The sequence below is a fragment of the Chloroflexota bacterium genome (assembly GCA_026710945.1).
GTDB lineage: Bacteria > Chloroflexota > UBA11872 > VXOZ01 > VXOZ01 > VXOZ01.
Genome location: JAPOQA010000022.1, coordinates 1 through 25,354, shown reverse-complemented (window position 1 = coordinate 25,354; position 25,354 = coordinate 1). Strand labels below are relative to the sequence as shown.

Annotated in this window: 22 protein-coding genes; 12 read left to right on the top strand and 10 right to left on the bottom strand. The window is 58.4% G+C overall.

Annotated elements, in window-relative coordinates; translation table 11 throughout:
• Positions 1–294: 294 nt before the first annotated feature.
• Together OXE05_04580 and OXE05_04575 are read right to left on the bottom strand one after the other, a co-directional pair.
• A complete protein-coding gene (locus OXE05_04580; GenBank protein ID MCY4436591.1) occupies positions 295–1,464 on the bottom strand; it encodes a Gfo/Idh/MocA family oxidoreductase in 1,170 nt (389 codons plus the stop codon).
• A 506-nt stretch (positions 1,465–1,970) separates the two neighbouring features.
• Positions 1,971–2,588: a ComEA family DNA-binding protein gene (locus tag OXE05_04575; GenBank protein ID MCY4436590.1), complete on the bottom strand. Its 618-nt coding sequence runs from the start codon at positions 2,586–2,588 to the stop codon at positions 1,971–1,973.
• A gap of 457 nt (positions 2,589–3,045) precedes the next feature.
• Between OXE05_04575 and OXE05_04570 the strand changes: the two genes are divergently transcribed.
• The 3 genes from OXE05_04570 to OXE05_04560 all read left to right on the top strand — a co-directional run bounded on the left by OXE05_04570 (position 3,046) and on the right by OXE05_04560 (position 7,079).
• Complete coding sequence (locus OXE05_04570) at positions 3,046–3,915, top strand: IS1595 family transposase (GenBank protein MCY4436589.1); 870 nt, start codon at positions 3,046–3,048, stop codon at positions 3,913–3,915.
• Positions 3,912–5,351: a DNA methyltransferase gene (locus tag OXE05_04565; protein ID MCY4436588.1), complete on the top strand. Its 1,440-nt coding sequence runs from the start codon at positions 3,912–3,914 to the stop codon at positions 5,349–5,351. Before OXE05_04570 ends, OXE05_04565 begins: the two co-directional genes overlap by 4 nt.
• Positions 5,352–5,870: 519 nt before the next feature.
• Entirely contained in the window at positions 5,871–7,079 is a 1,209-nt protein-coding gene (locus OXE05_04560; GenBank protein MCY4436587.1) for an AI-2E family transporter, read from the top strand.
• 17 nt (positions 7,080–7,096) lie between these two features.
• On the opposite strand, the gene OXE05_04555 is transcribed toward OXE05_04560, so the two are convergent.
• Complete coding sequence (locus tag OXE05_04555) at positions 7,097–8,143, bottom strand: Gfo/Idh/MocA family oxidoreductase (GenBank protein ID MCY4436586.1); 1,047 nt, start codon at positions 8,141–8,143, stop codon at positions 7,097–7,099.
• Positions 8,144–8,642: 499 nt separating this feature from the next.
• Here OXE05_04555 and OXE05_04550 point away from each other — a divergent pair, with 499 nt between their 5' ends.
• The 4 genes from OXE05_04550 to OXE05_04535 all read left to right on the top strand — a co-directional run bounded on the left by OXE05_04550 (position 8,643) and on the right by OXE05_04535 (position 12,914).
• Positions 8,643–9,029, top strand: coding sequence for a TraR/DksA C4-type zinc finger protein (locus OXE05_04550; GenBank protein MCY4436585.1), 387 nt, complete (start codon positions 8,643–8,645; stop codon positions 9,027–9,029).
• Between the two features lie 1,161 nt (positions 9,030–10,190).
• Positions 10,191–11,393: a hypothetical protein gene (locus OXE05_04545; GenBank protein MCY4436584.1), complete on the top strand. Its 1,203-nt coding sequence runs from the start codon at positions 10,191–10,193 to the stop codon at positions 11,391–11,393.
• A 127-nt stretch (positions 11,394–11,520) separates the two neighbouring features.
• On the top strand, positions 11,521–11,814 hold the full coding sequence (locus tag OXE05_04540; protein MCY4436583.1) for a hypothetical protein: 294 nt from the start codon (positions 11,521–11,523) through the stop codon (positions 11,812–11,814).
• Positions 11,815–12,116: 302 nt separating this feature from the next.
• On the top strand, positions 12,117–12,914 hold the full coding sequence (locus OXE05_04535; GenBank protein MCY4436582.1) for a class I SAM-dependent methyltransferase: 798 nt from the start codon (positions 12,117–12,119) through the stop codon (positions 12,912–12,914).
• A 602-nt stretch (positions 12,915–13,516) separates the two neighbouring features.
• Here OXE05_04535 and OXE05_04530 read toward each other — a convergent pair.
• The 6 genes from OXE05_04530 to OXE05_04505 form a co-directional block, all read right to left on the bottom strand.
• A complete protein-coding gene (locus OXE05_04530; GenBank protein MCY4436581.1) occupies positions 13,517–14,281 on the bottom strand; it encodes an ABC transporter permease in 765 nt (254 codons plus the stop codon).
• A gap of 82 nt (positions 14,282–14,363) precedes the next feature.
• Complete coding sequence (locus OXE05_04525) at positions 14,364–14,720, bottom strand: DUF86 domain-containing protein (GenBank protein ID MCY4436580.1); 357 nt, start codon at positions 14,718–14,720, stop codon at positions 14,364–14,366.
• Positions 14,717–15,028 carry a nucleotidyltransferase family protein gene (locus OXE05_04520; protein MCY4436579.1) on the bottom strand — a complete coding sequence of 104 codons (312 nt, stop codon included), beginning with the start codon at positions 15,026–15,028 and terminating at the stop codon, positions 14,717–14,719. The genes OXE05_04525 and OXE05_04520 overlap by 4 nt, the downstream gene beginning before the upstream one ends.
• Before the next feature lie 12 nt (positions 15,029–15,040).
• Positions 15,041–15,469, bottom strand: a complete 429-nt coding sequence (locus tag OXE05_04515; GenBank protein ID MCY4436578.1) for a putative toxin-antitoxin system toxin component, PIN family — start codon at positions 15,467–15,469, stop codon at positions 15,041–15,043.
• Positions 15,466–15,786: a type II toxin-antitoxin system prevent-host-death family antitoxin gene (locus OXE05_04510; protein ID MCY4436577.1), complete on the bottom strand. Its 321-nt coding sequence runs from the start codon at positions 15,784–15,786 to the stop codon at positions 15,466–15,468. Before OXE05_04510 ends, OXE05_04515 begins: the two co-directional genes overlap by 4 nt.
• 111 nt (positions 15,787–15,897) lie before the next feature.
• Entirely contained in the window at positions 15,898–17,319 is a 1,422-nt protein-coding gene (locus tag OXE05_04505; protein ID MCY4436576.1) for an HD domain-containing protein, read from the bottom strand.
• Between the two features lie 477 nt (positions 17,320–17,796).
• Here OXE05_04505 and OXE05_04500 point away from each other — a divergent pair, with 477 nt between their 5' ends.
• The 5 genes from OXE05_04500 to OXE05_04480 all read left to right on the top strand — a co-directional run bounded on the left by OXE05_04500 (position 17,797) and on the right by OXE05_04480 (position 24,434).
• Positions 17,797–19,809, top strand: coding sequence for a glycoside hydrolase family 15 protein (locus OXE05_04500; GenBank protein ID MCY4436575.1), 2,013 nt, complete (start codon positions 17,797–17,799; stop codon positions 19,807–19,809).
• A gap of 662 nt (positions 19,810–20,471) precedes the next feature.
• A complete protein-coding gene (locus tag OXE05_04495) occupies positions 20,472–21,590 on the top strand; it encodes a GNAT family N-acetyltransferase (GenBank protein MCY4436574.1) in 1,119 nt (372 codons plus the stop codon).
• A gap of 7 nt (positions 21,591–21,597) precedes the next feature.
• Positions 21,598–22,251 (top strand): HAD family phosphatase, encoded by a 654-nt coding sequence (locus OXE05_04490; GenBank protein ID MCY4436573.1) that lies wholly within the window; start codon positions 21,598–21,600, stop codon positions 22,249–22,251.
• 138 nt (positions 22,252–22,389) lie between these two features.
• A complete protein-coding gene (locus OXE05_04485) occupies positions 22,390–23,184 on the top strand; it encodes a putative hydro-lyase (GenBank protein ID MCY4436572.1) in 795 nt (264 codons plus the stop codon).
• Between the two features lie 326 nt (positions 23,185–23,510).
• Positions 23,511–24,434, top strand: a complete 924-nt coding sequence (locus OXE05_04480; protein ID MCY4436571.1) for a carbon-nitrogen hydrolase family protein — start codon at positions 23,511–23,513, stop codon at positions 24,432–24,434.
• A gap of 85 nt (positions 24,435–24,519) precedes the next feature.
• Here OXE05_04480 and OXE05_04475 read toward each other — a convergent pair whose 3' ends face one another.
• Positions 24,520–24,996, bottom strand: coding sequence for a molybdenum cofactor biosynthesis protein MoaE (locus OXE05_04475; GenBank protein ID MCY4436570.1), 477 nt, complete (start codon positions 24,994–24,996; stop codon positions 24,520–24,522).
• Between the last annotated feature and the right edge of the window lie 358 nt (positions 24,997–25,354).

Sequence of the window (25,354 nt, the reverse complement as noted above, 5' to 3'; positions counted from 1 at the left end):
AGCACTGAGAATATTGATGCCCTTGGCCTCTTAGATGATAATGATGCACGTTGGTTTACAAACTCGCAGATCTCGCTAAAAGATGCAGAATCCTGCTTGTTTGCAAGAAATGACCTGATCAATTCTCGAATTGTCGGTGACTGCTGTTGCTTAGGCAAGGAACCTGCTCCCACCGCATAAGGTATCAAATTCATTCTCTTTGCTAGTTTCACACTTTCCAAGTCAGTATATTGCTTGGCAGTATTGGACGGCAACCTGGCCTAACTGGCTTGAAGTTCCTTGCCGCATGTTGACTTAGGTGGTCGGTTCGCCTTTCTGCCGTTCTAATCCCGGGCGGAAGTTGGGGACTTCAAGCAGTTCCGTCCCTTGGTCGATGGAGTCGGCGGCGAGGATGGCGGGGGCGGCGGTATCCATCGCTTGGTAGACGTCGAATTCCAGGGGGGTTGTGCCGAGCACGGCGTCGCGGAACGAGACGTGGACGTAGTAGTCGGCGTCGCCGTGACCGCTGCCGCGGGCGGCGGCCGGCGCGTCGGTGCGGGCGTGGCCCCAGTCCATCTGCGCCAAGTCGTGCATCTGGCCGTCGGCCAGCCACATGAGCGGTTTGCCGCTGCCGCTGCGCTTCCACTCCAGCACGCCGCCGGTACCGCTGATGTGAAACCAGTGGTGGCCCATGCCGTGGGAGACCGGCTGCGTGAAGCCGCAGGCCAGCCGCAGGATAGCGTCCTTCTCCGTCTTCATCAGCGCTACCTGGATATCCGGCTGGCCGATCTCGGGGTGCGAGTAGCTGGGCGCGCCGGTGCTCATGGCGGTCACGTTTACCACCCGGTCGTCGAGCACTTTCAAAAGCGGGCTCAGCTCGTGAGGCAGATAGTGAATCGGCGGCATGGTGTGCAGCCACGTCGGCTGCGCCCCCGGTTTTTCATATAGCTCATCCACCGACGCGAATTCACCGGAAGCCGGATCCTGAAAGAACTGCCGCGTGCCGTAGTAACCGATGTATTGTCCTTCGCAGAACGTGATCTGTCCCAACTTTCCCGACTGCACCACGTCGCGCCAGGCGTCGATGTAGCCCCAGAAGCGCGTCTGCTCGCCAAGCTGGTAGACCAGCCCCGACCGCTCCTGCGCCAGCACGATGCGCCAGCAGTCTTCCAACGTATGCGCCGCCGGCACCTCTGTATTCACGTGCTTGCCGGCTTCCAACGCCATGGCCGCCAGCGCGCCCTGCTCTTTGCAGCGCACCGTCACCGCCACCGCGTCCACCTGGGAATCGCCCAGCATGTCCTCATAGCTAGCGTAGGCTTTCACGCCCTCGCGCGATTCCAGGGCATCCAGCGCCCGCTCGTGCAGAGTCACAATCGGATCGCATAGGGCCGTAATGCGGTAGCCCTCGATGCGCTCGAGCATGCGCAGCCAGTGCAGCCCGCGATGCCCCAATCCGACCAGACCGACGCGTATGTCATCCATGGCTAAACTCTCGTTTCTTCACTGAGCTTTTCCGGCGTTTACTCGTGGAGCCAAGACATATCGATTCTGACATTCCCCACCTAGTACGCCTCCCTACAGGGCATACTGCCTCTACAGGGTCCTATTGCGCGACATTGTTAGTGCAATGCGATAGGGTTAGCCTCATGGGAATGTCCCCCTCACCCCAACCCTCTCCCCAGGGAGAGGGGGCAAAACAGTTCCTTCTGGATCTAGTTACGCAAAGGTCTCCCGAGGGAGAGGGAGTTATCTTAGGATTCTGGTTGGGGTTTTGCGATGGACTCGTAATGGACGGCGGTCATCCCTCTTGCTGGCAAGCGTTTTAGTTGCCTACTTGCCTGCGATGTACCAGAGTCTCCTTGATTGGAGAGGGTAGCACAGGATTGGAACCTGTGCCCACCAAGTGGGTTCTGCGGTCGAGTTCGTTCCCTCGCAGCGCCAATGAACAGTCCCGTGCCCGGGGGCAACACCCAAGCCCTCACACCGGCTTACTCGGCGACCACCAAACTACGAATCTGCTCGATCACGGATTCGCGCACGCCCGCGCGGCGCAGATCGTCCACGTTGGCAAACGGACCGTCGGCCTCGCGGGAGGCGAGGATGCGGCGGGCGGTCACCTCGCCGATGCCGGGCAGCGCTTCAAGTTCCCTTTGCGTTGCCGTATTAATGTTAATCGGCCTGAGGGTGGACGGGTCCGTGCCGGACACGCTTAATTGCGCCGTATCTCCCTTAGCGGGAACGTGAACGTGCAACTCGTCCCGTATGCGCCGCGCCAGATTGATCGCTACGGGATCGGCTTCCGTCGTAAAACCCCCGGCGCGCGCCACCACGTCGCCAACCCGTTCGCCGGACGTGGCAGGGTAGACGCCCGGTTGCGCCACGGCGCCCGTGATGTACACCTTGACATCGCGCAACTCCGTCTGCACCGGCGTCACCGTAATCGGCGCGGTATTGCGCAACTGCAAGGCGTACAGGCCCAGCGCAACAGCAGTGAGCACGACCAGCAAGAGCACAATGCTCAAGCGGTTTCGTTCCAGCCATTGGAGCGAACCGCCGGAATCCCCAGCGCCTTGTCCCGGAATTGGCTGTTGCTCGCCGTCGATCACCGTTTCAACCTCTGGTATCGGGCGCGGCCGGTATGTTGACTTTGCCTTGCATCGAGAGCGAAATGCAAAGCGCTTGCCCCGTATACACGGCGAGAGCTGCGGCGCAATCTATAGCGACTGGATGTTCAGCCATGCCGGGCTGCCGCGCCGGTAGCCCGAGAGTTTCCACGCTTGGGAAAAGACGTTCCCGCCGGCCCGCTCGCGTTTCATGCTGAAAGTCTCGTGCACACGGATTGAGGCTACTCATATCAACACTACACAATAAAGATAACAGTAATATAATACTTCACTAGCAGCACATATGTACTCTCCCTGCCACCTTACCGGTTTCCGAACCATTGGCGCCAAGTCGCTCCAACAGCGTGAGTAGTACTCATCTCATAAATGTACGCAGTTATGCGATTTGGGCTTGACTTCTGATTAGCCTTTTGCTACCATATTTGTAGGAGGTAGTGAAATGGATATAATCAAAGTCTTTCAACGATTTCCCGACCACGAGTCTTGCATCGAGCATCTTGAAAAGGTGCGCTGGGCTGATGATCCCGAATGCCCGTTTTGCCGGAGTACACAGGTAGCGCGTAAAGCTGACGGTGAGCGCGTAGGCCGCTGGAATTGCCATGCTTGCCACAATAGCTACAACGTACTGCACGGTACGATTTTTCAAGGCACTAAGGTACCGCTGCAAAAGTGGTTTCTAGCTATCTCCATAGTGCTGAATGCTAAGAAGTCTCTCAGTAGTTGTCAACTAGCGCGTGACCTAGACATGGTTCAGTCAACGGCATGGCGTTTGGCAATGAAAATCCGCAACGGCATGGTCACCGATAGCGCATTGCTAACCGGCATCGTTGAAGCCGACGAAACCTACATAGGCGGCAAGCCACGTAAGGGCAACAACACCAAGCCTAGAGGCAAAAATCCTCGTGGGCGCGGTACCAAGAAGCTACCCGTGCTTGGTGCAGTAGAGCGCGGCGGCAAAGTGTCAGCACAGCCCACGCCACGTGTGACTGCTAAGACGCTTAAGGCTTTTCTCACACGCCGCGTAAGTTCCGACGCATTGCTAATGACCGACCAACTCCCCGCCTATGGCCGCATGGGTGACTGGATACGCCATGCTACAGTTGATCACGGCAAGTGTTACGTTGAAGGCATAACCCACGTCAACACCATTGAAGGCTTTTGGGCATTGCTCAAGCGGGCATTGTTCGGACAGCATCACCACTACACCACGCGCCATGCCGCAGCGTACGTTGCCGAAGCCTGCTACAAGTACAATATCCGGCGCAATGAGAATGCGTTTGGCGACTTCATTCAGGCGACAGTCTCATGAACAAGCTCTACTATGGCGATTGCTTGACCATCATGCAGGACATGCCTCTAGGTAGCGTAGACCTCATATACCTTGACCCTCCCTTCAACTCTAATCGAACCTACAATGCCATTTACAAAGACGAAACGGGCAACCCTCTTCCCGACCAAATAGAGGCGTTCTGTGACGCGTGGGAACTAGATGAAGAGCGCGAGCGCGTTATACGGGCAATGCCCGTCTTGATGCGTGAAGCCGGGATTGATGACTCTGCTGCAAGGCTTTGGCAACTTTGGATGAATGCATTGCGAAATACACAACCCCGCTTGCTTGCATACCTGTCTTATATGACGGAGCGATTGATTGTTATGCAACGCATTCTGAAGCCAACAGGGAGCATCTATTTCCACTGCGACCCCACAGCGAGCCACTACATAAAAGTGATTATGGATGCTGTATTTGGTCACGGGAATTTTAGAAATGAAGTCATTTGGGGGTACCGTACTGGTGGTGTCAGCAAGCGCTGGTTTGGCAGAAAACATGACGTAATACTCTTCTACGTGAAAGCATCCAAGCATGCGACGTTTCATGTTGAAAAAGAGAAATCGTACAATCGAGACTGTAAACCATACCGCTTCAAGGGTGTAAAAGAGTATCAAGACGAAAATGGAAATTGGTACACAATGGCAACAATGCGTGACATTTGGGAAATCAATGCTATCGGGCGAACATCGAAAGAACGGCTTGGTTATACAACGCAGAAGCCTATTGCCTTGCTGACTCGCATAATCAAGGCGTCAAGCAATCCTGGAGATCTCGTACTAGACCCATTTGCGGGCTGCGCGACGACACTTGAGGCTGCCCATAGACTAGAAAGACAGTGGATTGGAATTGATATAGCGATACACGCTGTCAAGCGAGTTGCCCAGGTCCGTCTTGGCGACCGTTGCGGGCTGATAGAAGGAAGAGATTACACTGTGGAAGGAGTGCCGCGCAACTTGGAGGGCGCTCAAGACTTGTGGGAGCGGGACAAATATCACTTCCAGAAGTGGGCAGTTGAGCAAATCGAAGGATTTGTGACCACGCGACGAACTAACGACGGAGGAATTGATGGGCGGCTTTACTTTTACTTGCCAAATAACCTCAATATTCAGAGCATGGTATTGGAAGTCAAAGGTGGCAAGAATATTAATGTCAGTATCATTCGTGATCTCAGGGGAGTGCTTGAGAGGGATGATGCACTCATGGCCGGGCTTATCATCATGGCACCACTAAGTGCAGCAAAAGAGCGCAATTTCAATCGCGAAATGGCGCAAGCGGGTAGCATTGATGTACACGGGATTCATTACCCGCGCATGCAAATATTGACTGTTGAAGAGATATTAGAAGGCAAGAGGTTTAGCACGCCTAATATCGCGGCTGGTAGGCATGATGCGCAGCCAAAGCTTCCCATAGCATAACAAGTGTTGGCCTATTCAACTGCAATAAGAGGAGATCGCCGGCGCGCTGCTAAGTGAACCGACGATCCCTAAGAAAGAATACAAAGAACTCGTCCCACACGCAATAACTGGAGCACTATAAGCCCACATCGCATAAGTCCGTAAATGTATAGTTCTGCGCAGACCCGCCCTTAGACAGGCTCAGAGCCTGCCCCGTACTTGATACGGGGGCGAACGGGAAAGCGAAAGATCCGCTCGTGCTGAGTGCTGCGCGAGACCCTTGCCTGTCCTGAGCACTTCGACAGGCTGTGACGAAGGGTCGAAGCATGAAACGGCATTTCGAATCTGTTCATGAGATAGCCTTTAGTGATCCTCTGGAATCAGATTGTTTTGGGGTCATTACGCGTCACGACCGGCTCACGACAAGCCGCGGCCCTCCGTGAAGCTAACGGCCAGCGTTAAAGGCGACACAAGCGGATATCGTCGTAGTGTCCCCTAGAACCGGACAAGCCGCTTTGCTAACAGAGTTGGCGGCGTGCTATGCTGTATTTCACTGCTATGGACAACCTTCCCGAATCACGCGATATCCGCATCACGCCTATGAGCTTTGTGCTTGGCGCAGGCGTGGTTTTAATTGTGGTTTTCATCGCCATCATTGCCACGCGCATCGTCAGCGTGCTGGTGCTGCTGTTTCTCGGCATCCTCCTGGCGGAATCAATTCGGCCGATCGCCAACAAGCTGCGGACCTGGAAGATCCCCCGCGGCGCTGCTGTTATGATCGTCTATTTCCTGTTGGCGTTAGTACTAACAGGACTGGGCCTGATTCTCGTCCCTCCACTTGTGGTGCAGGTACGTGAAGTAGACGACATAACATTGGAGCTTGCCGACTGGGCGCGGGACGAAGTCCCAAGGCTCTACCAGATATCGGTAGACTTTGGTTTCGACGACGAAGTGCGGGAACTTGGCTCGGATCTCACCAGCACAATCACGCAGCTCATCGGTACCTTGGCTGTTGTACCGTTTCAGGTCTTAGGGTTCTTGTTCGGTGTGGTGTCTGTGCTCGTGATTGGCTTTTTCTGGATGAGCGCCACGGAACGGCTCAATCGTTCGGTGATCGCGCTCTTGCCGCCAAAGCGCGCGACGGCGGTCCGCAACCTGGCCGCCGAACTCTCCCAACGCGCCGGCGGGTGGGTGCGCGGCCAGGTCATTCTCATGGTATTCATCGGCACCGTGACGTTTGTCGGCCTCTTTGTGCTAGGAGTGCCGTATCCGCTTGCCCTGGCGACATGGGCCAGCCTCATGGAGATCATCCCCATCATCGGACCGTTTCTGGGGGCCATTCCGGCAGTACTCGTTGCGCTCATAATCTCCCCCTGGCTGGCGTTGGCCACGGCAATCCTGTACGTGATCATTCAACAGTTGGAGAACAATATACTCGTCCCCAAAGTGATGGAGCGCGCCGTGGGTCTGCACCCCATTCTCGTAATGGTTGGCGTGTTGGCGGGAGGCGTGCTGTACGGGATACTCGGCATTGTGATTGCCGTACCGCTCGTGGCAGCGATGCAGGTGCTCGTCATGCGCCTCGCGTTGCCTTGGCTCATCGCACAAATGGCTACAGAAGATGACCCGAAGACACATGCAACTGGGGATGGGTTACCAAGAAGCCAAGGGAGCGCTGTAGACGAATCTGCGCCCGCCCACGAAGCCCCAGAGACACCTGCATCCGATCCCAAGACCTCACGGACCTAGCCGTCTTGCACCGTACACTAGGCTAGGAGGAGATCGGTCCAGGTGTTGTCGGCGGCCGCTCTTTGCACTGCATCAATCACGCGCTGTGCCGCCAGACCGTCGGCAAAGTCTGCCACAAAGTCCGTACCGAGAATGGTGCCCACCAGCCGCGCGGCGTGATACGCAGGGAAGTCCTCATACGCCACGGTGAATTCCATAGGAACCGGCAACTGCATAAAGCCAATTTCACCCGGTTCAGCCACCCGCACCGTGGGCTCCACGCCGCGTTCTGCCGTGAAGATCAAACTTCCTTCCTCGCCGTAGACTTCCACGCGCAGCGAGTTTGAGCGACCGGCCGCCGCCTGACTGATGTGCAGCGTGACCGGCACACCCGATTCCAGCCGCGCGAGCGAGACTGCCGTATCGTCGTTGCTAACCGCGCCGCCGTCGCGCTCCACGTTGTGTGTGAAGGTGTGACCTGTTACACTAGCAAACTCACCGCACCACCACCGCACCAGATCGATAGCGTGGCTGCCCACGTCGCCGAGCGCGCCGGCCCCGGCTACTTCACCATCCATGCGCCATACTTTGGGGCGGTCCGCGCCATGCCGAATGTCTTGCAGGTACAGTACGGTAACATGAGAAATCCGCCCCACGCGACCTTCGTCCAACAGGTGCTTGGCGTAGCGCGCGGCGCCAATTGAACGAAAGGTAAAGTTGACCGCCGTGCGCACGCCGGCCTTGGCTACAGCCGCCGCCATCGCCTCGGCTCCCTGCAGTGTTGGCGCAAGGGGTTTCTCGCAGATGACGTGACAGCCCCGTTGGGCGGCCTCGATGGTCATGGGCGCGTGTGCGGCATTTGGGGTGCCGACTAATACGATGTCCGGCTCGGCAACAGCCAACATCCGCGAGAAGTCTGTGTGTATCGGCAAACTCGAGTGCTGCGACTGCATTTCTGCGGCGCGCTCCTGACTCCGCGTGAAGGCGCCAACCACGTGTACGCGGTCACAACTCAAGAGGCCGGGCAGCAGGACGCGTTGCGTAAAGGAACCCAGACCGGCAACGGCAATCCGATGCGTCCTCATTGAAGGTGATCTCCTCGCTATGTATACGTCATTGTGCCATGTTGCGTTCTGTGCCGCCAAACGGCATTGCTGATAGTGCCCTGCGAGCGCAGATTGGTGTTCCTGCCGGGGAATGTAAGATCAGAGTGGGTGAGATTTGTCTCCTGCCAAACGTCACTTTTCTTAATCCTTCTTCATCAGGACTGCAACCCTTTTAGTGGCAACTTAAGAGAATCTTTCAAATCCATGCCCCACATCCGTTACTATAAAGACTATAGTTATTAGAATAGAAGCTTGATTCTTAGAATATCCTTAATAATTGGCAAATATCCTAAGAAGTTCCTTAGAATCGCTTCACAGTCTTGAAATCCGGTGGTATGCTGGCAGAAATAGCTCGTAGCGACCCGGTGGGCCGCAGAAACGTAACAAAGGAGTTACATCGCGTCCCACCTAGCCCACATCGTGGCACGGCACCGGCGCCGCCCACAAGGCCGCCGGAGTGCAGTGAAGGAGGTACACCATGGCCAGAGAGCTAGAGCATAGAGTAGACCGCGTGCAGCGGTTGCAAGAGGCGAGGGACGCCCTGGCAGCGCTCCTTGCAAACTCAATCGCAACCGACTTGCGGGAACGTGAACGTGGCAGTGATGCTTCGGCAGACGATGATGATTTTGTGGACTTGGCGCAGGAAGTCGCCATCCAAGAGGATCGTGAAGCAGTGCTTGATGTGCTGCGGCGCGACCTGAGGGCCTTCGATCAGGCCTGGCAGAAAGCCGAGGCCGGCACCTACGGCGTCTGCGAAGACTGCGGAGAGGGCATATCTGCGGAACGCCTGGAGTTTGTGCCGGAAGCTACGTTGTGCGTCGCGTGCCAGACCCGGCGCGAGCGCGCCTGGTTCGGGGCACGTTGAGCCAAGAGCGCACGCTGAACGTTCGGCGTACGCTAAGCAGAATTTTACCTGCTGTCTCTTACCCTCTCACTCCGTAAGGAGGAGGATGACGAAGCCGTCACCCTCCTCCTTATTGTTTCTCTCAAATGTCCTCGCAGCTTGCGAAAACCAACGGTCCGTCGCAGAGTTCGCGGACTGCGCCCACCTCCCGCAAGAGCGAGGTTGACCGGCCTGCCGGGAATCCCAAAGAAGGCGCCCTGCGAATATGCTCGGTCCTTCATCTAAACTGGTCGGTCAGGCGGGGTGCTCTGTGATTCGTCACGCACCTCCAAACGTGCTTTTCCTCCAGCCGGCGGCATGCAGCCTGCAAACAACCTCTCGTGACGCGCGCCCTGCGTGACGTGCAGGGAGTCCTCACGGTCACCTCTACATTATCTCGACCAGCAGCGCAGCACTTACTCTCTCTCCCCCGAGAGTCTACTGTGAAACTTCGACCAGCAGCCCACCGATTACACCCTCTCCCCCAAGCGTATGCTGTGGAAATTCGACCAGCAGCCCGCCGATTACTCCCTCTCCCTGGGGAGAGGGCCGGGGTGAGGGGATTCCTGCCTATACTGCCCTCTTCTTGCCTGTTGGACCCTTTCAAACATTGCCAAATCGCTGAGGATGCCCCGGAGAGGGAATCCCCGCCCTCCGGGGCACGGGGCTGGCACTAGCCATCTCCCCCAAATGAGTCCACTTCATAGCCTCGGCCGGCAGCGCAGCAATTGCCCCCTCTCCCCTTGAGACCATTACGCTACTTCAGCCGGCGGCACAGCAATCAATCCCTCTTGCTAGGAGACCTCTACATACCTTAGGCCGAATGTGCGGGAATTACGCCCTCTCCAGGGAGAGGGTTGATTGACCTGACACAGACTTTACAGGTGTGCGGGGACTTAGTTTATTCATCAGTTGGAATTTCTACACGGGGCTGAGGGGGCACCCTGCTCCTTCTGTCGCCCTCCCTGGGAGCAACTACCTGTACCAGACCGGTGAAAACGGGGTAGATTGAAGGAGATTAATCCGCAATCCCGATTCTTGAGATGGAGGCGAGGGCGTAAATTGACCGCTCCGCCGGGCGGCGGCATCATACAGGTAGCTTCAAGGGTGCACGTCACCCACCCACTGGTCCCAAGGAGAAACATGAGCACACCTTCCGCCACTCCGTACGATCTGGTAATCCACGCCGGGCGCGTTCTATGTCCTGCCACGGGACGGGATGGCCCCGGCGCCGTGGCGGTGCGCGGCGACCGCATCGCGGCGGTATCGCTACTCTCGCAGACGCCGACTTCGTCGCAGACGCCGACTTCGTCACCGGACGCCGCGGAGGGCGCTGCTCTGCCGCTCGACTCGGCGCTCCAGACGCTCTCCTTGCCCGATGGCATCTTGCTGCCTGGCCTCGTGGACGCCCACGCGCATCCGGCGCTCTCGGGCTCCAAGTACGGAATCGCGCCCGATACGCACATTTTGCCGTATGGTTCCACCACGCTGCTCTCGCAGGGTGACGCGGGAGCGAACAACTGGGCACGTTACAAAGAAGAGACCATTGCCGGCAGCCGCACCCGCATTCTCATGGCCCTCAATCTCTCGGCCTCCGGCGAATCCAACGAAGAAGGCTGCTTTGCCGATCTGGCCGACGCCGACGTGGACGCCTGCGTGGAGACCGTGCTTGGGGACCCCGATAACATCTGGGGCATTGCTCTGAATGTTGGCCCCACCAACTGCGGCGGCAACGATCCCCGCGAGATCATGGCCCGCGCTCTCGAGGCAGCCGAACGCACGGGCAAACCCCTCCTTGTCGGCCAGGGCCGCCACGACGACTGGTCGCTGGAGGAGCAGTTCGCTTTACTGCGTCCCGGCGACGTGGTGACCTACTGCTTTCACGCGCGGGGTGGGAGTCCTGTGGCTGACGGCCGCGTGCTCGACTGCGTGTGGGAGGCTCGCGAGCGCGGTATCCTCTTCGATCTCGGCCACGGCTATGACTCGTTTAGCTTTGATATTGCCGCAGCCGCAATTGCCGAGGGCTTTCTGCCGGACACGATCTCCAGCGACGTCTACGTCCGTCATGTGGGCGCAAATCCGCGCCACCACCTGCCGCTGGTGATGTCCAAGCTCCGCGCCGCCGGCATGCAGGAGGCCGACATCTGGCCCCGCGTGACATCGCGTCCCGCCGCGCTCCTCGGCTTGGAGCACGAGATTGGGGCGCTGACGCCCGGCGCCTGTGCCGACCTGGCCGTGCTCCGCTGGCACGACGCGCCGCAAGCCCACCGCGACGCCGCGGGTAATGAGCGCCAAGGCGGCGTGTGGGAACCGGTGCTGACCGTACGTGCTGGCGAAACAGACTAGCAACAGCACCATTGCGCCCACGACGCAACTCCATGAGGGAGTCCCTGACCATGCGCTGTATCGCGAATACTTCATTCTGCCGTAATTGTTTCATTCGTGCTATAGTCTAGGGAGAAGGAGGAGGGCAGTGGCAACGACTGAGGAGCGGCTATCTCGCCTTGCAGGCGTTTACGATCACCTAGCGACAAAGGCAGATATAGCGGGCACAAAGAATGAAATTGTCGCGCTTCAAGGCAAAGTGATTGCTGTAGAGGGCAAAGTGATAGCTGTTGAAGCAAGAGTGAGCGCGCTCGAAGGCATCGTGAACGCGATTGCTAATGAAATGCGCGGTGAGTTCCGCATTCACAGGTGGGTACTTGGTCTCCTATTCGCCCTCAACCTCCTGATCGTAGGGAGAGTTTTCGAGATCATACCTTTCTAGAACAAGGGCAGGGGGATTCATCCCTTTCTTGCTCCCGCCTTGGAACAGACTCTCCCTTCTGTATTTGGCCTTGCTCCTCCTTCTCGTATTGCGATATCGTCCCGCATTTGATATTTGTCCGAAAAGGCGCCCGGTGAGTGCGAGCAGCGACATTCTGTTCGCCACGCTACTCCGCTGTTCACTTACAACTTGCACGCCCGCTGCCAGCAGCTCAGTCGTAGCGCGGGGGCTTGTCCCCCGCTCTTGGTGCCCAAAGAAACCACTAGCTCAGCCTAGGCGCTTAGGCCGGCGAAAGGCATCACGTGGGATTTCAAGACACCTCTGATTACACTTCGGTCGCGTCGCACTATGATGCAACGCGCACCATTCCCTTTGGGCTCTTACACACGTGTTTCGAACGCATTTTCGTGAAAGCTGGCTTCCCCGATCTGGGCCGCATACTCGATGCCGGCTGCGGCACCGCACAAGTCTCCCTTCCGCTGATAAAGACTGGCCATAGCGTGGTAGGTGTGGACGTGTCGCCGGCCATGCTGGAAATCGCCCGGCAGAAACTGGAACCCGGTGACAGTGCAGAGTTCAGGCTGGGCGACGTGCGTGCACTAGAAGACCCACGAGATTCCTATGATGCGGTTGTGGTTTCCAAGCTCTTTCAACACGTCGGCAACTGGCAATCGGCCGTTGATGAGCTTATCCGGGTGACGAGGAATGGCGGCCTGTTCATGCACATCAACGAAAAAGGCGCCTTCAAACATGCGGTAAGAAGGCAGTTTTCCACCCGCTGTCGGGAGCGGGGCTATACCGATCTCTACGTAGGTATCAAAGACCGCAGTGAACTCGGCGAATATCTGCTTGCAAAGAGTGCGACGTCGCTCGCCGTCGACACCCACGACCTGACTTGGGAAAAGACCATCACGTACGGGACAGCGCTAGAACACCTGCGGCTAAAGCTCCATTCGGAGTTCTGGGCGGTGCCTGACCGAGCGTATGACCACATCTTGGCAGAGGTTCAGACGTGGGTGCGCGCGCAGCCTGCGGGTGAAGAAACGCTCGAAACGATGCGCCCCTATCTGGTGGCCGAAGTCTTTATCATCAGGAAGTGAGCTTAGGCGCACGGTGGCGTCATTGTTCATCATGCGGCCGCAGGCGCTGGATTCCGGCTTGCGCCGGGATTGATTGAAAACAAAAGTAACTGAACGCAGTACTATGCAAGACTGGTACATATGTCATTCCGAACGGAGCGCAGCGAAGTGTCGCTAAGAGCGCGGAATCTAAGATGCTGAGCCTATTAGGCGACATGCCGCGTGGACCCCAGACTCCGCGTCTTTGACGAAGTCAGCGAACCCTGTTCGACGCTCCGTTCTGAATTGTAAATGTCAGGTAATTTGTTGACAGACTTGGTAGAAGAATCATGGAAGCAGAACTCTGTGCTTGCCTGCATGCACGTCATTCCGAACGGAGCGTAGCGGAGTGTCGCTCTTAGCGCGGAATCTAGAGTGCTGAGGCCGTGAAAGTGCGTTGAGCAGGGACCCTAGATTCCGCGAACCCTGTTCGACGCTACGCTCGGAATGACAAGGCCTTGTAGCGCTTTCTACGGGAAAGCGGATTCTGTCAACGAATTATTCAACACTTACAGGAATGTTAGTACCGATCGGCGTTCTGTAGGAACTATCCGCATACTTTGCCGTCGCCCACCACGTTAGCCCTATACCCCTGCTTGCACCCAGGCGCAGAAGCGGCGGTCGAGGAACTCGATGACGGCGTACAGGCTGAGACCGAGCGCGGCCATCGCCACAATCCCCGCGTACATGGCGGGGTAGTCCACGCGTCCCCATGACTGCACCACGATGAAGTACCCCAGTCCGCTCTGTGTGGCGAAAGTTTCGGTGAAGAACAGCACAGCTATGGCCGTACCGCTAGTGATGCGCAGCGCGCTGAGGATAGACGGCAGCACCGCCGGGAAGTAGACGTAGCGCAGCAGATGGCGGCGGCGCGCGCCCAGCGAACGCACCGAGAGCACGAGCTCGGGCCGCACGGCGTAGGCGGCGTCACGGGTGAGCACGAGAATCTGAAAGTACAGGATGAGGCTGATAATGAATATCTTGGAGGTCTCGCCGATACCCAGGAAGAGCATGATGATGGGCAGCAGCACGATCTTGGGCACGGGGTAGATGAGGTAGATGAGCGGGCTGGCAATGCGGTCTATCATGGGCGCTTGGCCCACGGCCATGCCCGCCGGCGCCGCCAGGATCACGGCAATGATGATGCTCAGCACCACGCGGTAGGCACTGACGAGCAGGTCTTCCCACAAGCCGTTCGTCCACTCGCGCCAGAAGGCCTCCGCCACCACCCACGGCACCGGCAAGATCGGATTGCCAACCAGTATCGCCGCTAACGCCCATACCCCCACCAGCGCCACAACAGCGGCGAGAACGAACGGTGGGGTGACACGCGAACGCGGAGCGATCATTGCGGTTAAGCCTTCACTCTTTGTTTACCCCGCAACACTTGTACCCTGGAAGCGCCACGCGGGCAGCTTCCCGCAAAACCCTCTATTCTGAATGCTCCAAGTCAGTCTGCACTTGCACCAGCTGCTTTTTCACAGCAGGCAGATCTACAGTGACTATCTTCCATACCTGTGCCACGATAATCCCGTGATACCTGTGAATCAGCACGTCACGCAAGCCAGCGACCTTTTGCCAAGGAATGTCAGGATGCCTTTCGCGGACTGCTGGAGGAATGTGCTTTGCGGCCTCACCCACTATCTCTAAACGACGGAACACCGCATCCTGCAGAAGAGAGTCCCCTTCAAAGCCATTTGCGTCCACGCCGGCAAGGTAACTCTCTACCTTTTCAATGCTCGTCAGCATGTCCTGCACGAATAGACCGACGTCCCGCTCCTCACTCATACGAGAGGCACCTCTTCGCTAAGTATGCGGTCGCGCAGGAGCGGCTTTATGGCAGCGTACTGCACTAGATCAACCCGTCGTTCTAAGACCTCTTCAAGTTCAAGCTTAATCCCGATAAAGTCGAATAAGCTTGCCTGACTGTCAAGCTCTACTAGGATATCGACGTCACTTTCCGGCGTAGCCTCACCCCGCACGACAGACCCGAAGATACCCGCGCGCTTTATGCCGTGCCGGCGCAGCACGGGCAGAACTTTCTCCCGAATACCTGCTACAGCGATTGTCGTACTATTTCGATACTCAGTCGCCATTGCTTCTCTATCTCAACGCAACGATTGCCCAATGAGGACACGCAGGAATTCTCGCGGGCTGAGAACGGTAACTTCCTGACATTTGCCTAGCACCTGCAGGCCCTTATCGCCGGTAACCAAGTAGTCAACCATCCCATTCACCGCCGTTGCAAGCACACGGTCATCTTCTGGGTGGGAAGCGACCTTGGGAAAGGAATCTGTAACGGGAACTTCCCTGGCAAATTGGCGCACAAGCGCAATGTATCTCGCAATAGATTCTGCGCGCAAGCGTCGCGCAAAGTAGGGTTTCATCAGCGCGCTGTCTAGCTCGCCGAGTATGTAAGGAGAGAGAACGGCGACGAACTCAGCGCGAAACCACGCTTCGATTACCTGCGCCACGGCACTACGTGTGTCAAGCGCACCAGACGCTAGGACATTCGTATCCAACGTGGCAAGAATCACGTGCTCTCGCCAGCACTCGCCTTGGCCCGTTTCTCTCGGCGCACTTCCGCAATCGCGCGCTCAACTTCACTCTCGATCTCCTCGCTAGGCACACCTTCGAAAGGCTCTCGCATCTCGGAGAGCACCCTGAATCGTTCTTCTCTTTCTGCCTCCATCTTCTCAAGATAGGCAAGGTCGGCTGGAGAAACGACAGCGGCCACTGGGATGCCGCTTCGTTCGATAATAACCCGGTTCTTCCGGTCGAAGACTTCATTGATCAGACCACTGAGATTTTGTCGCGCTTCAGACGCCTTGACTGTGCGGAGACTTGCCACCATTCCCCTCCTAGTGTGTATACTACTTTGTACAATGTATCACACGCTTGTACATGTTGCCACGCCAGGGAGGCTATGTGCTCATTGACGCTACCACGCGCCTGCAGTACCGCCTCATTCCGCAAGTACTTCCGGGTGCTTTTCCGCGAACTCCTTCGCTAGTCTGGCAGCAGTTTCCGTATCGTCCTGACCCAGGTCGCCGTCGATGACGTGGTTGAGGAGATGATCTTTGATCGGCTTGATCCAAGGCCCCGGGCTGCGATCGAACATGGTCATGAGGTCGTTGCCGTCCAGCGGGCTCTTGAGTTGCGCCACGTCTTCCTGGGCCTGGAGCTCGCGGCAGCGGGCTTCCAGGTGGTTAACGCGCGCCACGCCCGCCTCCACGCGGGAGCGGCGGTAGCTGGTAATGTCGGCGCGGGAGAGGGCGAAGAGATCGTCCGTGACGCCTTCCGTTTCCCGCAGGAAGCGGCGCACCGCACCGTCGGTCCACTCCGGCGTGTAGAGGTTTGGACGCAGGTGTTCGGCCACCAGACGTTGAATGCGCTCGCTGCTTTCCCGGTCGAAGCGCAACCGCCGCAGAATGCGCCGCGCCATGCGCGCGCCCACCATCTCGTGCCGGAAGAAGTGCACCTTGCCGTCCTGCACCGTCTTCGTCTTCGGCTTACCGATGTCGTGCAGCAGCGCCGCCCAGCGCAGCACCGGCGTGGCGGGCACGTTCTCCACGACTTTGAGTGTATGGCCGAACACGTCCTTGTGGCGCCCGTCCTGGCCAGTACTGCGCAGCGGCAGCAGCTCAGGGATAACGTATGACGCCAGGCCGGAGTCGCACAGGATTTCGAGTCCAACCACTGTTTGGTCCGCCGTGAGCATGCGGGTCATCTCGGCGGCGATACGTTCCGTGCTCACGTGCTCCAGCGCGCCAGCCTGCTGTTGCAGTGCCTCGCGGGTAGCCGGATCGATGCGAAAATCGAGTTCTGCCGCAAACCGCACCGCCCGCAACATGCGCAACGGGTCTTCCTGAAATCGCTCCGCAGGATCTCCCACGGCGCGGATAAGGCCCCGCTGCAAGTCCTGTAGCCCGTGAAAGGGATCGAGCATGCCGCCGGCAGCCGGTTCCTGGGCAATCGCGTTGATGGTGAAGTCGCGCCGCGACAGGTCGTCCTCCAAATTCGTGCCGAAGGTAACGGCGGGCTTGCGGCTGGCGAAGGCATATTGTTCGCTGCGGTAGGTTGTAATCTCCACCACCCATTCGCCAAAGGTCGCGCCGATGGTGCCGAACTTCTCCCCCACGTCGTAACGGGAGTCCGGCCCCGCAAGCGCAAGCAGCCGCTTAATTTCGGGAGGATGGGCATCGGTAGCCAGGTCCAGGTCGTGGGTCGGGCGGTGCAGCAGCGCGTCCCGCACCGAGCCGCCGACCAGGTAGAGCTCGTACCCGGCTTCCGCAAAATGCGCCGCCAGGGCGCGCAGAACCGGCGCATCTACGAGATCTTGCACTACGCTTGTACCGCGCACGGACGCTTCCATACTCGTATTCATCTTCTCTCTTCGTGTACATTTGTCCCAGAGGGTATCCCGCTTGCAGGCTGCAGAGCCTGCGCTGCCAGCATCGCTTAGCCCGCCTACCAAGGCTCCGACGGCTGTCGATTGCGTGAATACGCAGGTGAAGGCAGGGCTGTCGCCCTCTTCGCGTCCCGCCTCGTTTCGCGCCGCACCATGCGCCCCGGCGAGACGCAACACCATCCCATGATAGCATGGCGCAAGAGGTATTTCGGTTGCAGGTCATTTGCAGACGCGCCAAGGTTGCGTGTGGCGCATTGGTCTGTACAATGGGAGTCGTCAGGCTGGGAACACCCCGGCAAGAATCGCTCTATCCGAATTCTGCGAATTCACCGCCGGTGCAGTCGCGTTTTCCCGGCGGGGTTTGCCGGCGCGTTCACGGTGGCGCGCGGGCATTGCGTGAAAACCCTTGATTTGTTGGTATCGCCTCATCATCTGTTGCTTAGGCTGTAGAACATGCCACGTGACTTACCAGTAGGAAACGGCCGCCTGCTCGTCTGCTTCGATAGCGATTACCGTATCCGTGACGTGTACTACCCCCACGTCGGGCAAGAGGACCACGCACAGGGGCACCCTTTCCAATTCGGCGTCTGGGTGGATGGACTTTTCGCGTGGATCCACGACCGGTCCTGGCAGAAGTCGCTGCGGTACAAGGAAGATACGCTCGTCACCGACGTCACGGCGCAGAACGACCGCCTCCGCATAAAGCTCAACCTCAACGATGCCGTTGACTATAGCCGGAATGTCTTCCTGCGGCGCATAACGGTGGAGAACCAGGCGGATTCCGAGCGCGAGGTGCGCCTCTTCTTCCACCATAACTTCTCTCTCGGCGGTATCAGCATTGGGGACACGGCATATTACGATCCGCGCCACCGTGCGCTCATTCACTATAAGGGCAAGACCTTCTTCTGGATGAACGCGATGAGTGGGACCGACATCGGCCTGGATTCATACGCGACCGGCACCAAGAACGTTGGCGGGCTGGAAGGCACCTGGCGCGATGCCGAGGACGGCCGCCTGGAAGGAAACCCAATCGCGCAAGGCTCTGTGGATAGTACCGGCGCGATATGCGTTACCGTTCCCGCGCGCGAATCCGCTACCGTCTACTACTGGATGGCAGTCGGCTCTGATGCTATGGCTGTGGAAGACATCGAGCGCCACATCCGCCAGGTGGGGCCCGCGGCGGTGCTCTACCGCACGCAGGAGTACTGGCGGCATTGGGTGCGCAAAGAGGGTTTTTCGTTAGCCGACCTGCCGCCCGAAATTGGCGCGCTCTTCAATCGGAGTCTCCTCACGATCCAGACCCAAACGGACCACGAGGGCGCGATTCTGGCCGCCAACGATAACGACATTGCCCAGTTCGGCCGCGACACCTACTCCTACATGTGGCCGCGCGACGGCGCGCTGGTTGCGTACGCGCTGAGCCGCGCCGGTTATGGCGAGATTTCGCGCCGCTTCTTCAGCTTCTGCTTGCGCACCATCACGCCCCAGGGCTACATGATGCACAAGTATAATCCGGATGGATCGGTCGGTTCCTCCTGGCATCCCTGGGCGGCGCCGGACGGTTCCCGCCAGCACCCGATCCAGGAGGACGAGACCGCCCTGGTTATCTGGGCGCTGTGGCAGCACTTTGAGAAGTACTGGGACGTAGAGTTTGTAAAGCCGTTCTATGCGTCCTTCATTAAGCCCGCCGCCCAGTTCATGAGCCTCTACCGCGACCTTACCACCGGCCTGCCGGTACCGTCGTACGATCTCTGGGAAGAACGCCACGGGGTTCACGCGCATACGGTAGCCACCGTCTATGCCGGTCTCCAGGCAGCGGCTAACTTTACGGAGGCGTTTGGCGAGAGCACCTATACCGACAGTTACCGCCGTACCGCGGAGGAACTTAAGCTAGCGGCTCTCACGCACATGATAAATCCCGACACCGGCCTCTTCTCCCGCATGGTAACGCCTCTGCCCGACGGTACCGTTCGCCATGACACGACCATCGACAGCGCGACCTACGCCCTCTGGTATTTCGGCATGCTCGAGCCTGACGATCCGCTGGTGGTCAAGATGATGGAGACGGTACGAGAGCGCTTGTGGGTGAAGACCGATGTGGGTGGCATCGCGCGGTACGAGAACGACTACTACCATCAAATTAGCAACAATATTGCCGTCGTTCCTGGGAACCCGTGGTTCATTTGTACCCTCTGGCTGGCGGAGTGGTACATCGCGAAAGCGACCTCACTTGAAGAACTACAGCCTGCAAAGGAAGTCCTGCTTTGGGTGGAGCAACGACGCCTTGAGAGCGGCTGTCTCGCCGAACAGGTTCATCCCTTTACAAACGCGCCTCTCAGTGTCTCTCCGCTTACCTGGAGCCACGCTACCGTCGTAATGACCGTCAATGCGTATATAGAGAAGTATCGCCACCTGGAATCCTTCGAAGAGTCCGCAATCCCCACTCCGAATTCAGCACTTAATTAGAAAGTGCTGACATAAGTGGACTACTGCCTCTACATAATCCAATGTTCTTTGCCGATGAGCGCCCAAGAACGCCCTGCTGTGGATAACTCGCCCTAAACCAGTGGATAAATTAGCCGAAATGGGGATATCCTAGGTCTAGAGCCAAGAATCCGCCTTCCAGACTACTTGACCGTTTGGTGAGTTAAACACTGACAATCTCCGGTTAAAAGGCGCTAATCGCGCCCTGTGCCGTACTAAACCTTGGGGAGAAGTTTGGGGCTTTTCCCCACCTGCGAAAGATACCCCATACTCTCTCCTGGATTCGCGGTTTTTCCCAGCAATTCAGACTGTTTTCCCATGAACTTATCCTGCCTGCCACAGCGCCCCAGCGCAGCGATTTCTGGCCTTTTCCCCACTCTCAACAGGCCTTATGAAGATGATGATTATAGTCTTTTAATTTATCTTTTCTCAGCCAGAATCCAAGTCAATCTCCTGCTAGTAACCTTGCTTCCAGGCGGGTAAAATGTCTTGGCACCGTAAAGGGCAAGGTCCAATACGGCAAAGGGTCCGCGTACAGAGATTATGGTGTGCCCTCAGCATGCCGGCATGAGACAGCACTGCCCCAAGAGGTTCCCGCTGAGATAGCTGCCGGCGCAGGTCGGGAGAGGTTTGGGAGGACTCACATGGAGACGTCACTGCGGTCTACGCCAGAGGGGAATCGCCAGAAATTAGCCCTGGTTGCAGACGGTGAAGAGGTAGCCCGGCTAACCATCGAGGACCGGGAAATGCGCTTGGGATCAACGTGGGTGCGCATGGGAGGAGTGGCAAGCGTCCGGGTTAGTCCTGCGCACCGTGGCAGAGGCTATGGGCGGCGGCTCATGGAAGATACCGTTGCGTATATGCGCCGGGAAGGGTATCTGGTCTCGATTCTTTTTGGAATCCCTGGCTTCTACCACCGCATTGGCTACGCAACCGTGCTGCCGGCGAAAAGTCTCATACGAGTAAGAACGCAAGCGGCTGAAGCATTAGGCGAGTTGTCGCCGGTGCGTGAAGCCAGGCAAGCTGACGAGAAAGCGCTCCTGGCTATCTACACTGAGGAGACTCGCGGGCGAAACGGGGCCGCCAAGCGGTCAGAAAGTGCATTCCTGCCCTGGCGTGATGCCACGGAAGAGTGGTTTCAAGAGCCGAGCCGCATTCTGGTCGCAGAAGAGAATGGTCAACCGGTCGCATACGCCTTGGGTGAGCATGGATGGCGCTCGGCATCTATGTGGTATACACGCCCGTATGAGTTCGTGGCGCCTGGGATAGCTGCGGCAACTGCCGGATCAAGTCTCATCCGAGCGCTTGTAGCTGAGGCAGTCCGGCAGCGAGCGGAGTGGATCGACCTTGAGATGCCGCCGGATGCGCCGATGTTGGCAGTTTTGCGGTCAATCGGCTTTCGCCAGGAAATCGAGTACTCGCACAATCAGGGAGGCATGGGCCGCATCGTGGATCTGGGCGGCCTCGCCGTGGCGCTCAAAGAAACTTTGGGAGAGCGCATGCGATCATCGGGTTTGGAGGGTAGTTTCGGCAAGGTGGCATTCGTCTGCGATGCCGAGCGGGCGGAGATGGAAATCGGCGCTGGCTGCACAATCACAATTAACCTGCCACAGGAAAATCTACTGCAGCTCTTGATGGGCTACCGCACCCTTGGGGAGTTGCGCTTGGAGTTCCCGTCCTGTGTTGCGGAGCAAGATGTTGCTATTGTCGACATACTCTTTCCAGGAGGACATCCGTACATGTGGAACCTTGACCACTTCTAGGCTGCCGATGAATATTGCTGGCGTCATCTTCGACGTAGACGGTCTCATGGCAGACAGCGAACCGCTCCACCGCGCCGCGTGGCATGAGCTCGGCCGCGAGTGCGGCTTTCCAACCTATCCTACCGACGCGGCAGAGAGCCTGGGGAAGCGCAGCATCGATATCTTCCGGCTGCATCATGCGCGGGGCCGGTTTGCCGCAGAGCCGGAGGAGATGCTGGACCGCTACCACGCAATCCTGATCGCGCTCATCCGAGAACGTCTGGGGCCGAAGCCCGGTCTCCGAGAGGCCTTGGAGTGGGTGCGCGACCGGGGATGGTGCTGCGGGTCGGCCTCATCCGGAGACAAGGTCTACATTGACGTGGTGCTCGAGGTGCTGGGTATCCGCACCTATTTCCAGGCTGTGGCGACAGGAGATGAGGTCGTAGAGGGTAAGCCGGACCCGGCGCTCTATCTGCTGGCGGCGGCGCGGTTGGGTGTGGAGCCGGGCGAGTGTGTGGCGCTGGAAGATAGCCCCCGCGGCGTGAGGTCGGCGAAAGCGGCCGGCATGCGGTGTATCGCCGTGCCGGAAGGCGAAACGATGATCGCGGCAGCCGATGCCGCATGCGAGTCGTTGCTCACGGCCATAGACGTGCTGCAAGAGTGGAGCGCAAACGAGGTTTGATGCAGACCAGAGAGCTTGGCGCTGACGTCCGTGGGTGGATAGCCTCTTACCAATTGGGTTCTGCTACACTGCATCCAAAAGGATTCTAGTAAACTTTGCCGTAAGGCTGCTGAGAATCGCGAGGTAAGGAAACAGAACATGGATAGAGCAGCGTTACCGAAACAGCCGCACGCGTTACGGGAGATCATACGCGCCGGAGAGTGGCAGACCACGACGGAGGGTCTGGCGCCCGGCTACGTGCAGGCGAATCTCGCCATTGTGCCTAAAGATCTGGCGTTTGACTTTCTCCTCTTCTGCCAGCGCAATTCCCAGCCGTGTCCGGTGTTGGAGGTCATGGAACCGGGCTCCTATGAGCCCCGCGAGACGGCGCCCGGCGCGGACATTCGCACCGACGTGCCCCGCTACCGCATCTATGAGAACGGCGAGCTCGCGGCTGAAGTCACAGATATCGCGGACCGTTGGCAGGATGATTTCGTCTCGTTCCTGCTCGGGTGCAGCTTTAGTTTCGAATCCGCCATGCTCGCCGCCGGCATACCGCTGCGCCACTTGCAGGCGGGCAACGACGTGCCCGTGTACGTGACCAATCGAGACACGACGCCTGCGGGAGCCTTCTCCGGGCCGCTGGTAGTGAGCATGCGCCCGATCCACCACACGCAAGTCGTGCGCGCGGTACAGACGACCTCGCGCTTTCCAGGCGTCCACGGCGCGCCGGTACACATCGGCGACCCAGGGGAAATCGGCATCACAGACCTCGACGAACCGCAGTGGGGGGCGCGCACCGACGTGCACGACGGCGAAGTGCCCGTCTTCTGGGCCTGCGGCGTCACCCCGCAGGCAGTGGCGCTGGCTAGCAAACCGCCCCTGATGATCACCCACGCGGCGGGTCACATGTTTCTGACGGACCTGCAGGACGCCCACCTCGCGGTACTCTAGGCGAACGTTGCGCCACGGATTTCACGTGGCTGGGGACTGCGGATAAGCCCGACCAAACTGGCGGGACTGGGTAGAATTGGCGAAGATTCCCCTCACCCCGAGGAGAGGGAGTACTGCATTTCCCTCAGGTTCTAGGTACGCAAAGGCCTCCCAGGGAGAAGGAGAAAGTCTTAGGAGCAGGGGAAAGCCTTTAGGAGAGTGGGTCGATCTTGCGATTCCGACGAGGGTTTTGCAAAGTTCTCCCCGGGGAAGGTAGAAGCTGCAAGAGCATTGGCAAACGATGGATTCTGTTAACTTGGGAAAGTGAGGCAGCCATGGCGCGGCGCGTGAGAATTTCCACCATTTCCTTTCTTCTCGGCAGCGAAGCGGCTACCCAGGCCGCTCGCTACGATCAGGCGTTTCGCTACCTGGAAGCGGCGTTGGCAGACCAACCCGACGTGATCCTCCTGCCGGAAATGTTCGAGACCATGGGGTGCATGGAGTGGCGGCACATTCAGGAGCGGAGCGAACCGGAGGCGCGCTTCGCCGGGGCGCTTGAACTCGCCATGACGGAAGATGGTCCGGTTGCGGCGCGCTTCCTGGAGTTTGCCGCGCGCCACAATGTTACTGTGGTCTCAAACAATCTGACCCGAGATGGCGCAGCCCTGTACAACCAGGCGACCTTCTACGGCAGGCAGGGCCACATCCTGGGACGCTATCGGAAGGTACAACCCACCGAGAACGAGTACGAAGTGAAGGGAATCACGCCTGGGGACGCGATCGAGCCCATCGAAGTGGACGGCGTCCGCTACGGCGTCTTCATCTGCAACGATCAAGCATTCCCGGAGGTTTGCCAGATTTACGGCTTGAAGGGCACGGACGTGCTGCTCCATCCCACCCAAGCTGCCGGGCCGACCGAGACCATTCGCTCGGAGATGCTGCGCACCCGTGCCCACGATGCCTCCTGCTTCTTGGTCACGTCTACGTTTCTCCAGGACAGGCCGCTCGGGTGGCAGTACCGCCAGAGTCATGCGACGATCTATGACTACAACGGCTTTACCCTGGCTGAGACCGGACACCGCGCCGGCCACGCGACCGCGACGCTCGACCTGGACGAAGAGCGCTGGACGAGCTGGTGCACGAAGTACGACCACCGGCGAACCATGCTGCGCCAGAATCGCGCCGATCTCTACGCCCGCGCCTACGCGGATATCGCGCCGCACAAGGAAAACATGGTCCCGATGCGGGAGCCAAGCGCGGTAGGCTCGTAACGTGCGGCAGAAGCGTAGCGTGGGTGTGCACGCCAAGGCGTTGATGATTTAGTTCCGCAATGCAGTAGTTTAAGGCGCGTGAGACTTAGCCCGCGTTGCCGTCTGCGCCGGGGGAGACGCCTTCCACCCACACCTCGCCGTCGGCGTAGGCCTCTTTCTTCCAGATGGGTACGGTCTCTTTGAGCCGGTTGATGGCAAATTCACAAGCCTCAAACGACTCCTTGCGGTGAGGTGTTGCCACCGCGATCGCAACCGAGACGTCGCCGATCTCCAGCTTGCCGATGCGATGCAGCATGGCCACTTTGCATTCCGGCCACTGCGCATAGACCTCCACCGCGATCTTGCGCATCTCGGCCTCTGCCATCTCCGGATAGGCCTCGTAGGTCAGGCAGGTGACATGCTTGCCGCGGGCGTGGTTGCGCACCGTGCCGGAGAACGTCGCCACGGCGCCGTAGGCGTCGGTGAGCACATGGGGGATGAGTTCGTCAGCCGTGATCGGGCGCTCGAGGATGCGGAAGTGACCGGTCTCGACTTTCTCTGCCGTAGTCTTGGCTATGGACATTTGTTAGCTTCTCCCAAAGATATGTGGCCTGTGCGCAATTCCGCCAAGCTGGCGGGACAGGCAGCATCGACAAGGAATCACCTCTTACCCAATCCTACTCCCCAGGCGACTTCCTTGAAACGTTTGCCAACGGCTTAACGTTGGCAAACGGCGCGAGAAATTCTCCCTCTCCTTGGGAGTGTACAGACCGGGGACATAGGTAACAGGTGTTCGGGTAGATAGGTTACACATTTTGTTCTCTGAGGTCTATGGATTTTATGCGTTGTATTGAGAAGTATACATTCCAAACGCCGTCGGTTGGGGTGGGTCTAAGGGCGACCTGTTGGTGGGTGAAGGCCCTGCCCACACGGAGCCGTCT

Excerpts from the sequence above, each read along its gene's own strand:
- OXE05_04555 (MCY4436586.1), bottom strand. The coding sequence starts at position 8,143 with ATGAGGACGCATCGGATTGCCGTTGCCGGTCTGGGTTCCTTTACGCAA.
- OXE05_04490 (MCY4436573.1), top strand. The coding sequence starts at position 21,598 with ATGAATATTGCTGGCGTCATCTTCGACGTAGACGGTCTCATGGCAGAC.
- OXE05_04485 (MCY4436572.1), top strand. The coding sequence starts at position 22,390 with ATGGATAGAGCAGCGTTACCGAAACAGCCGCACGCGTTACGGGAGATC.
- OXE05_04570 (MCY4436589.1), top strand. The coding sequence starts at position 3,046 with ATGGATATAATCAAAGTCTTTCAACGATTTCCCGACCACGAGTCTTGC.
- OXE05_04565 (MCY4436588.1), top strand. The coding sequence starts at position 3,912 with ATGAACAAGCTCTACTATGGCGATTGCTTGACCATCATGCAGGACATG.
- OXE05_04500 (MCY4436575.1), top strand. The coding sequence starts at position 17,797 with ATGCCACGTGACTTACCAGTAGGAAACGGCCGCCTGCTCGTCTGCTTC.
- OXE05_04545 (MCY4436584.1), top strand. The coding sequence starts at position 10,191 with ATGAGCACACCTTCCGCCACTCCGTACGATCTGGTAATCCACGCCGGG.
- OXE05_04530 (MCY4436581.1), bottom strand. The coding sequence starts at position 14,281 with ATGATCGCTCCGCGTTCGCGTGTCACCCCACCGTTCGTTCTCGCCGCT.
- OXE05_04505 (MCY4436576.1), bottom strand. The coding sequence starts at position 17,319 with ATGAATACGAGTATGGAAGCGTCCGTGCGCGGTACAAGCGTAGTGCAA.
- OXE05_04525 (MCY4436580.1), bottom strand. The coding sequence starts at position 14,720 with ATGAGTGAGGAGCGGGACGTCGGTCTATTCGTGCAGGACATGCTGACG.
- OXE05_04495 (MCY4436574.1), top strand. The coding sequence starts at position 20,472 with ATGGAGACGTCACTGCGGTCTACGCCAGAGGGGAATCGCCAGAAATTA.
- OXE05_04550 (MCY4436585.1), top strand. The coding sequence starts at position 8,643 with ATGGCCAGAGAGCTAGAGCATAGAGTAGACCGCGTGCAGCGGTTGCAA.
- OXE05_04475 (MCY4436570.1), bottom strand. The coding sequence starts at position 24,996 with ATGTCCATAGCCAAGACTACGGCAGAGAAAGTCGAGACCGGTCACTTC.
- OXE05_04580 (MCY4436591.1), bottom strand. The coding sequence starts at position 1,464 with ATGGATGACATACGCGTCGGTCTGGTCGGATTGGGGCATCGCGGGCTG.
- OXE05_04510 (MCY4436577.1), bottom strand. The coding sequence starts at position 15,786 with ATGGTGGCAAGTCTCCGCACAGTCAAGGCGTCTGAAGCGCGACAAAAT.
- OXE05_04560 (MCY4436587.1), top strand. The coding sequence starts at position 5,871 with ATGCTGTATTTCACTGCTATGGACAACCTTCCCGAATCACGCGATATC.
- OXE05_04520 (MCY4436579.1), bottom strand. The coding sequence starts at position 15,028 with ATGGCGACTGAGTATCGAAATAGTACGACAATCGCTGTAGCAGGTATT.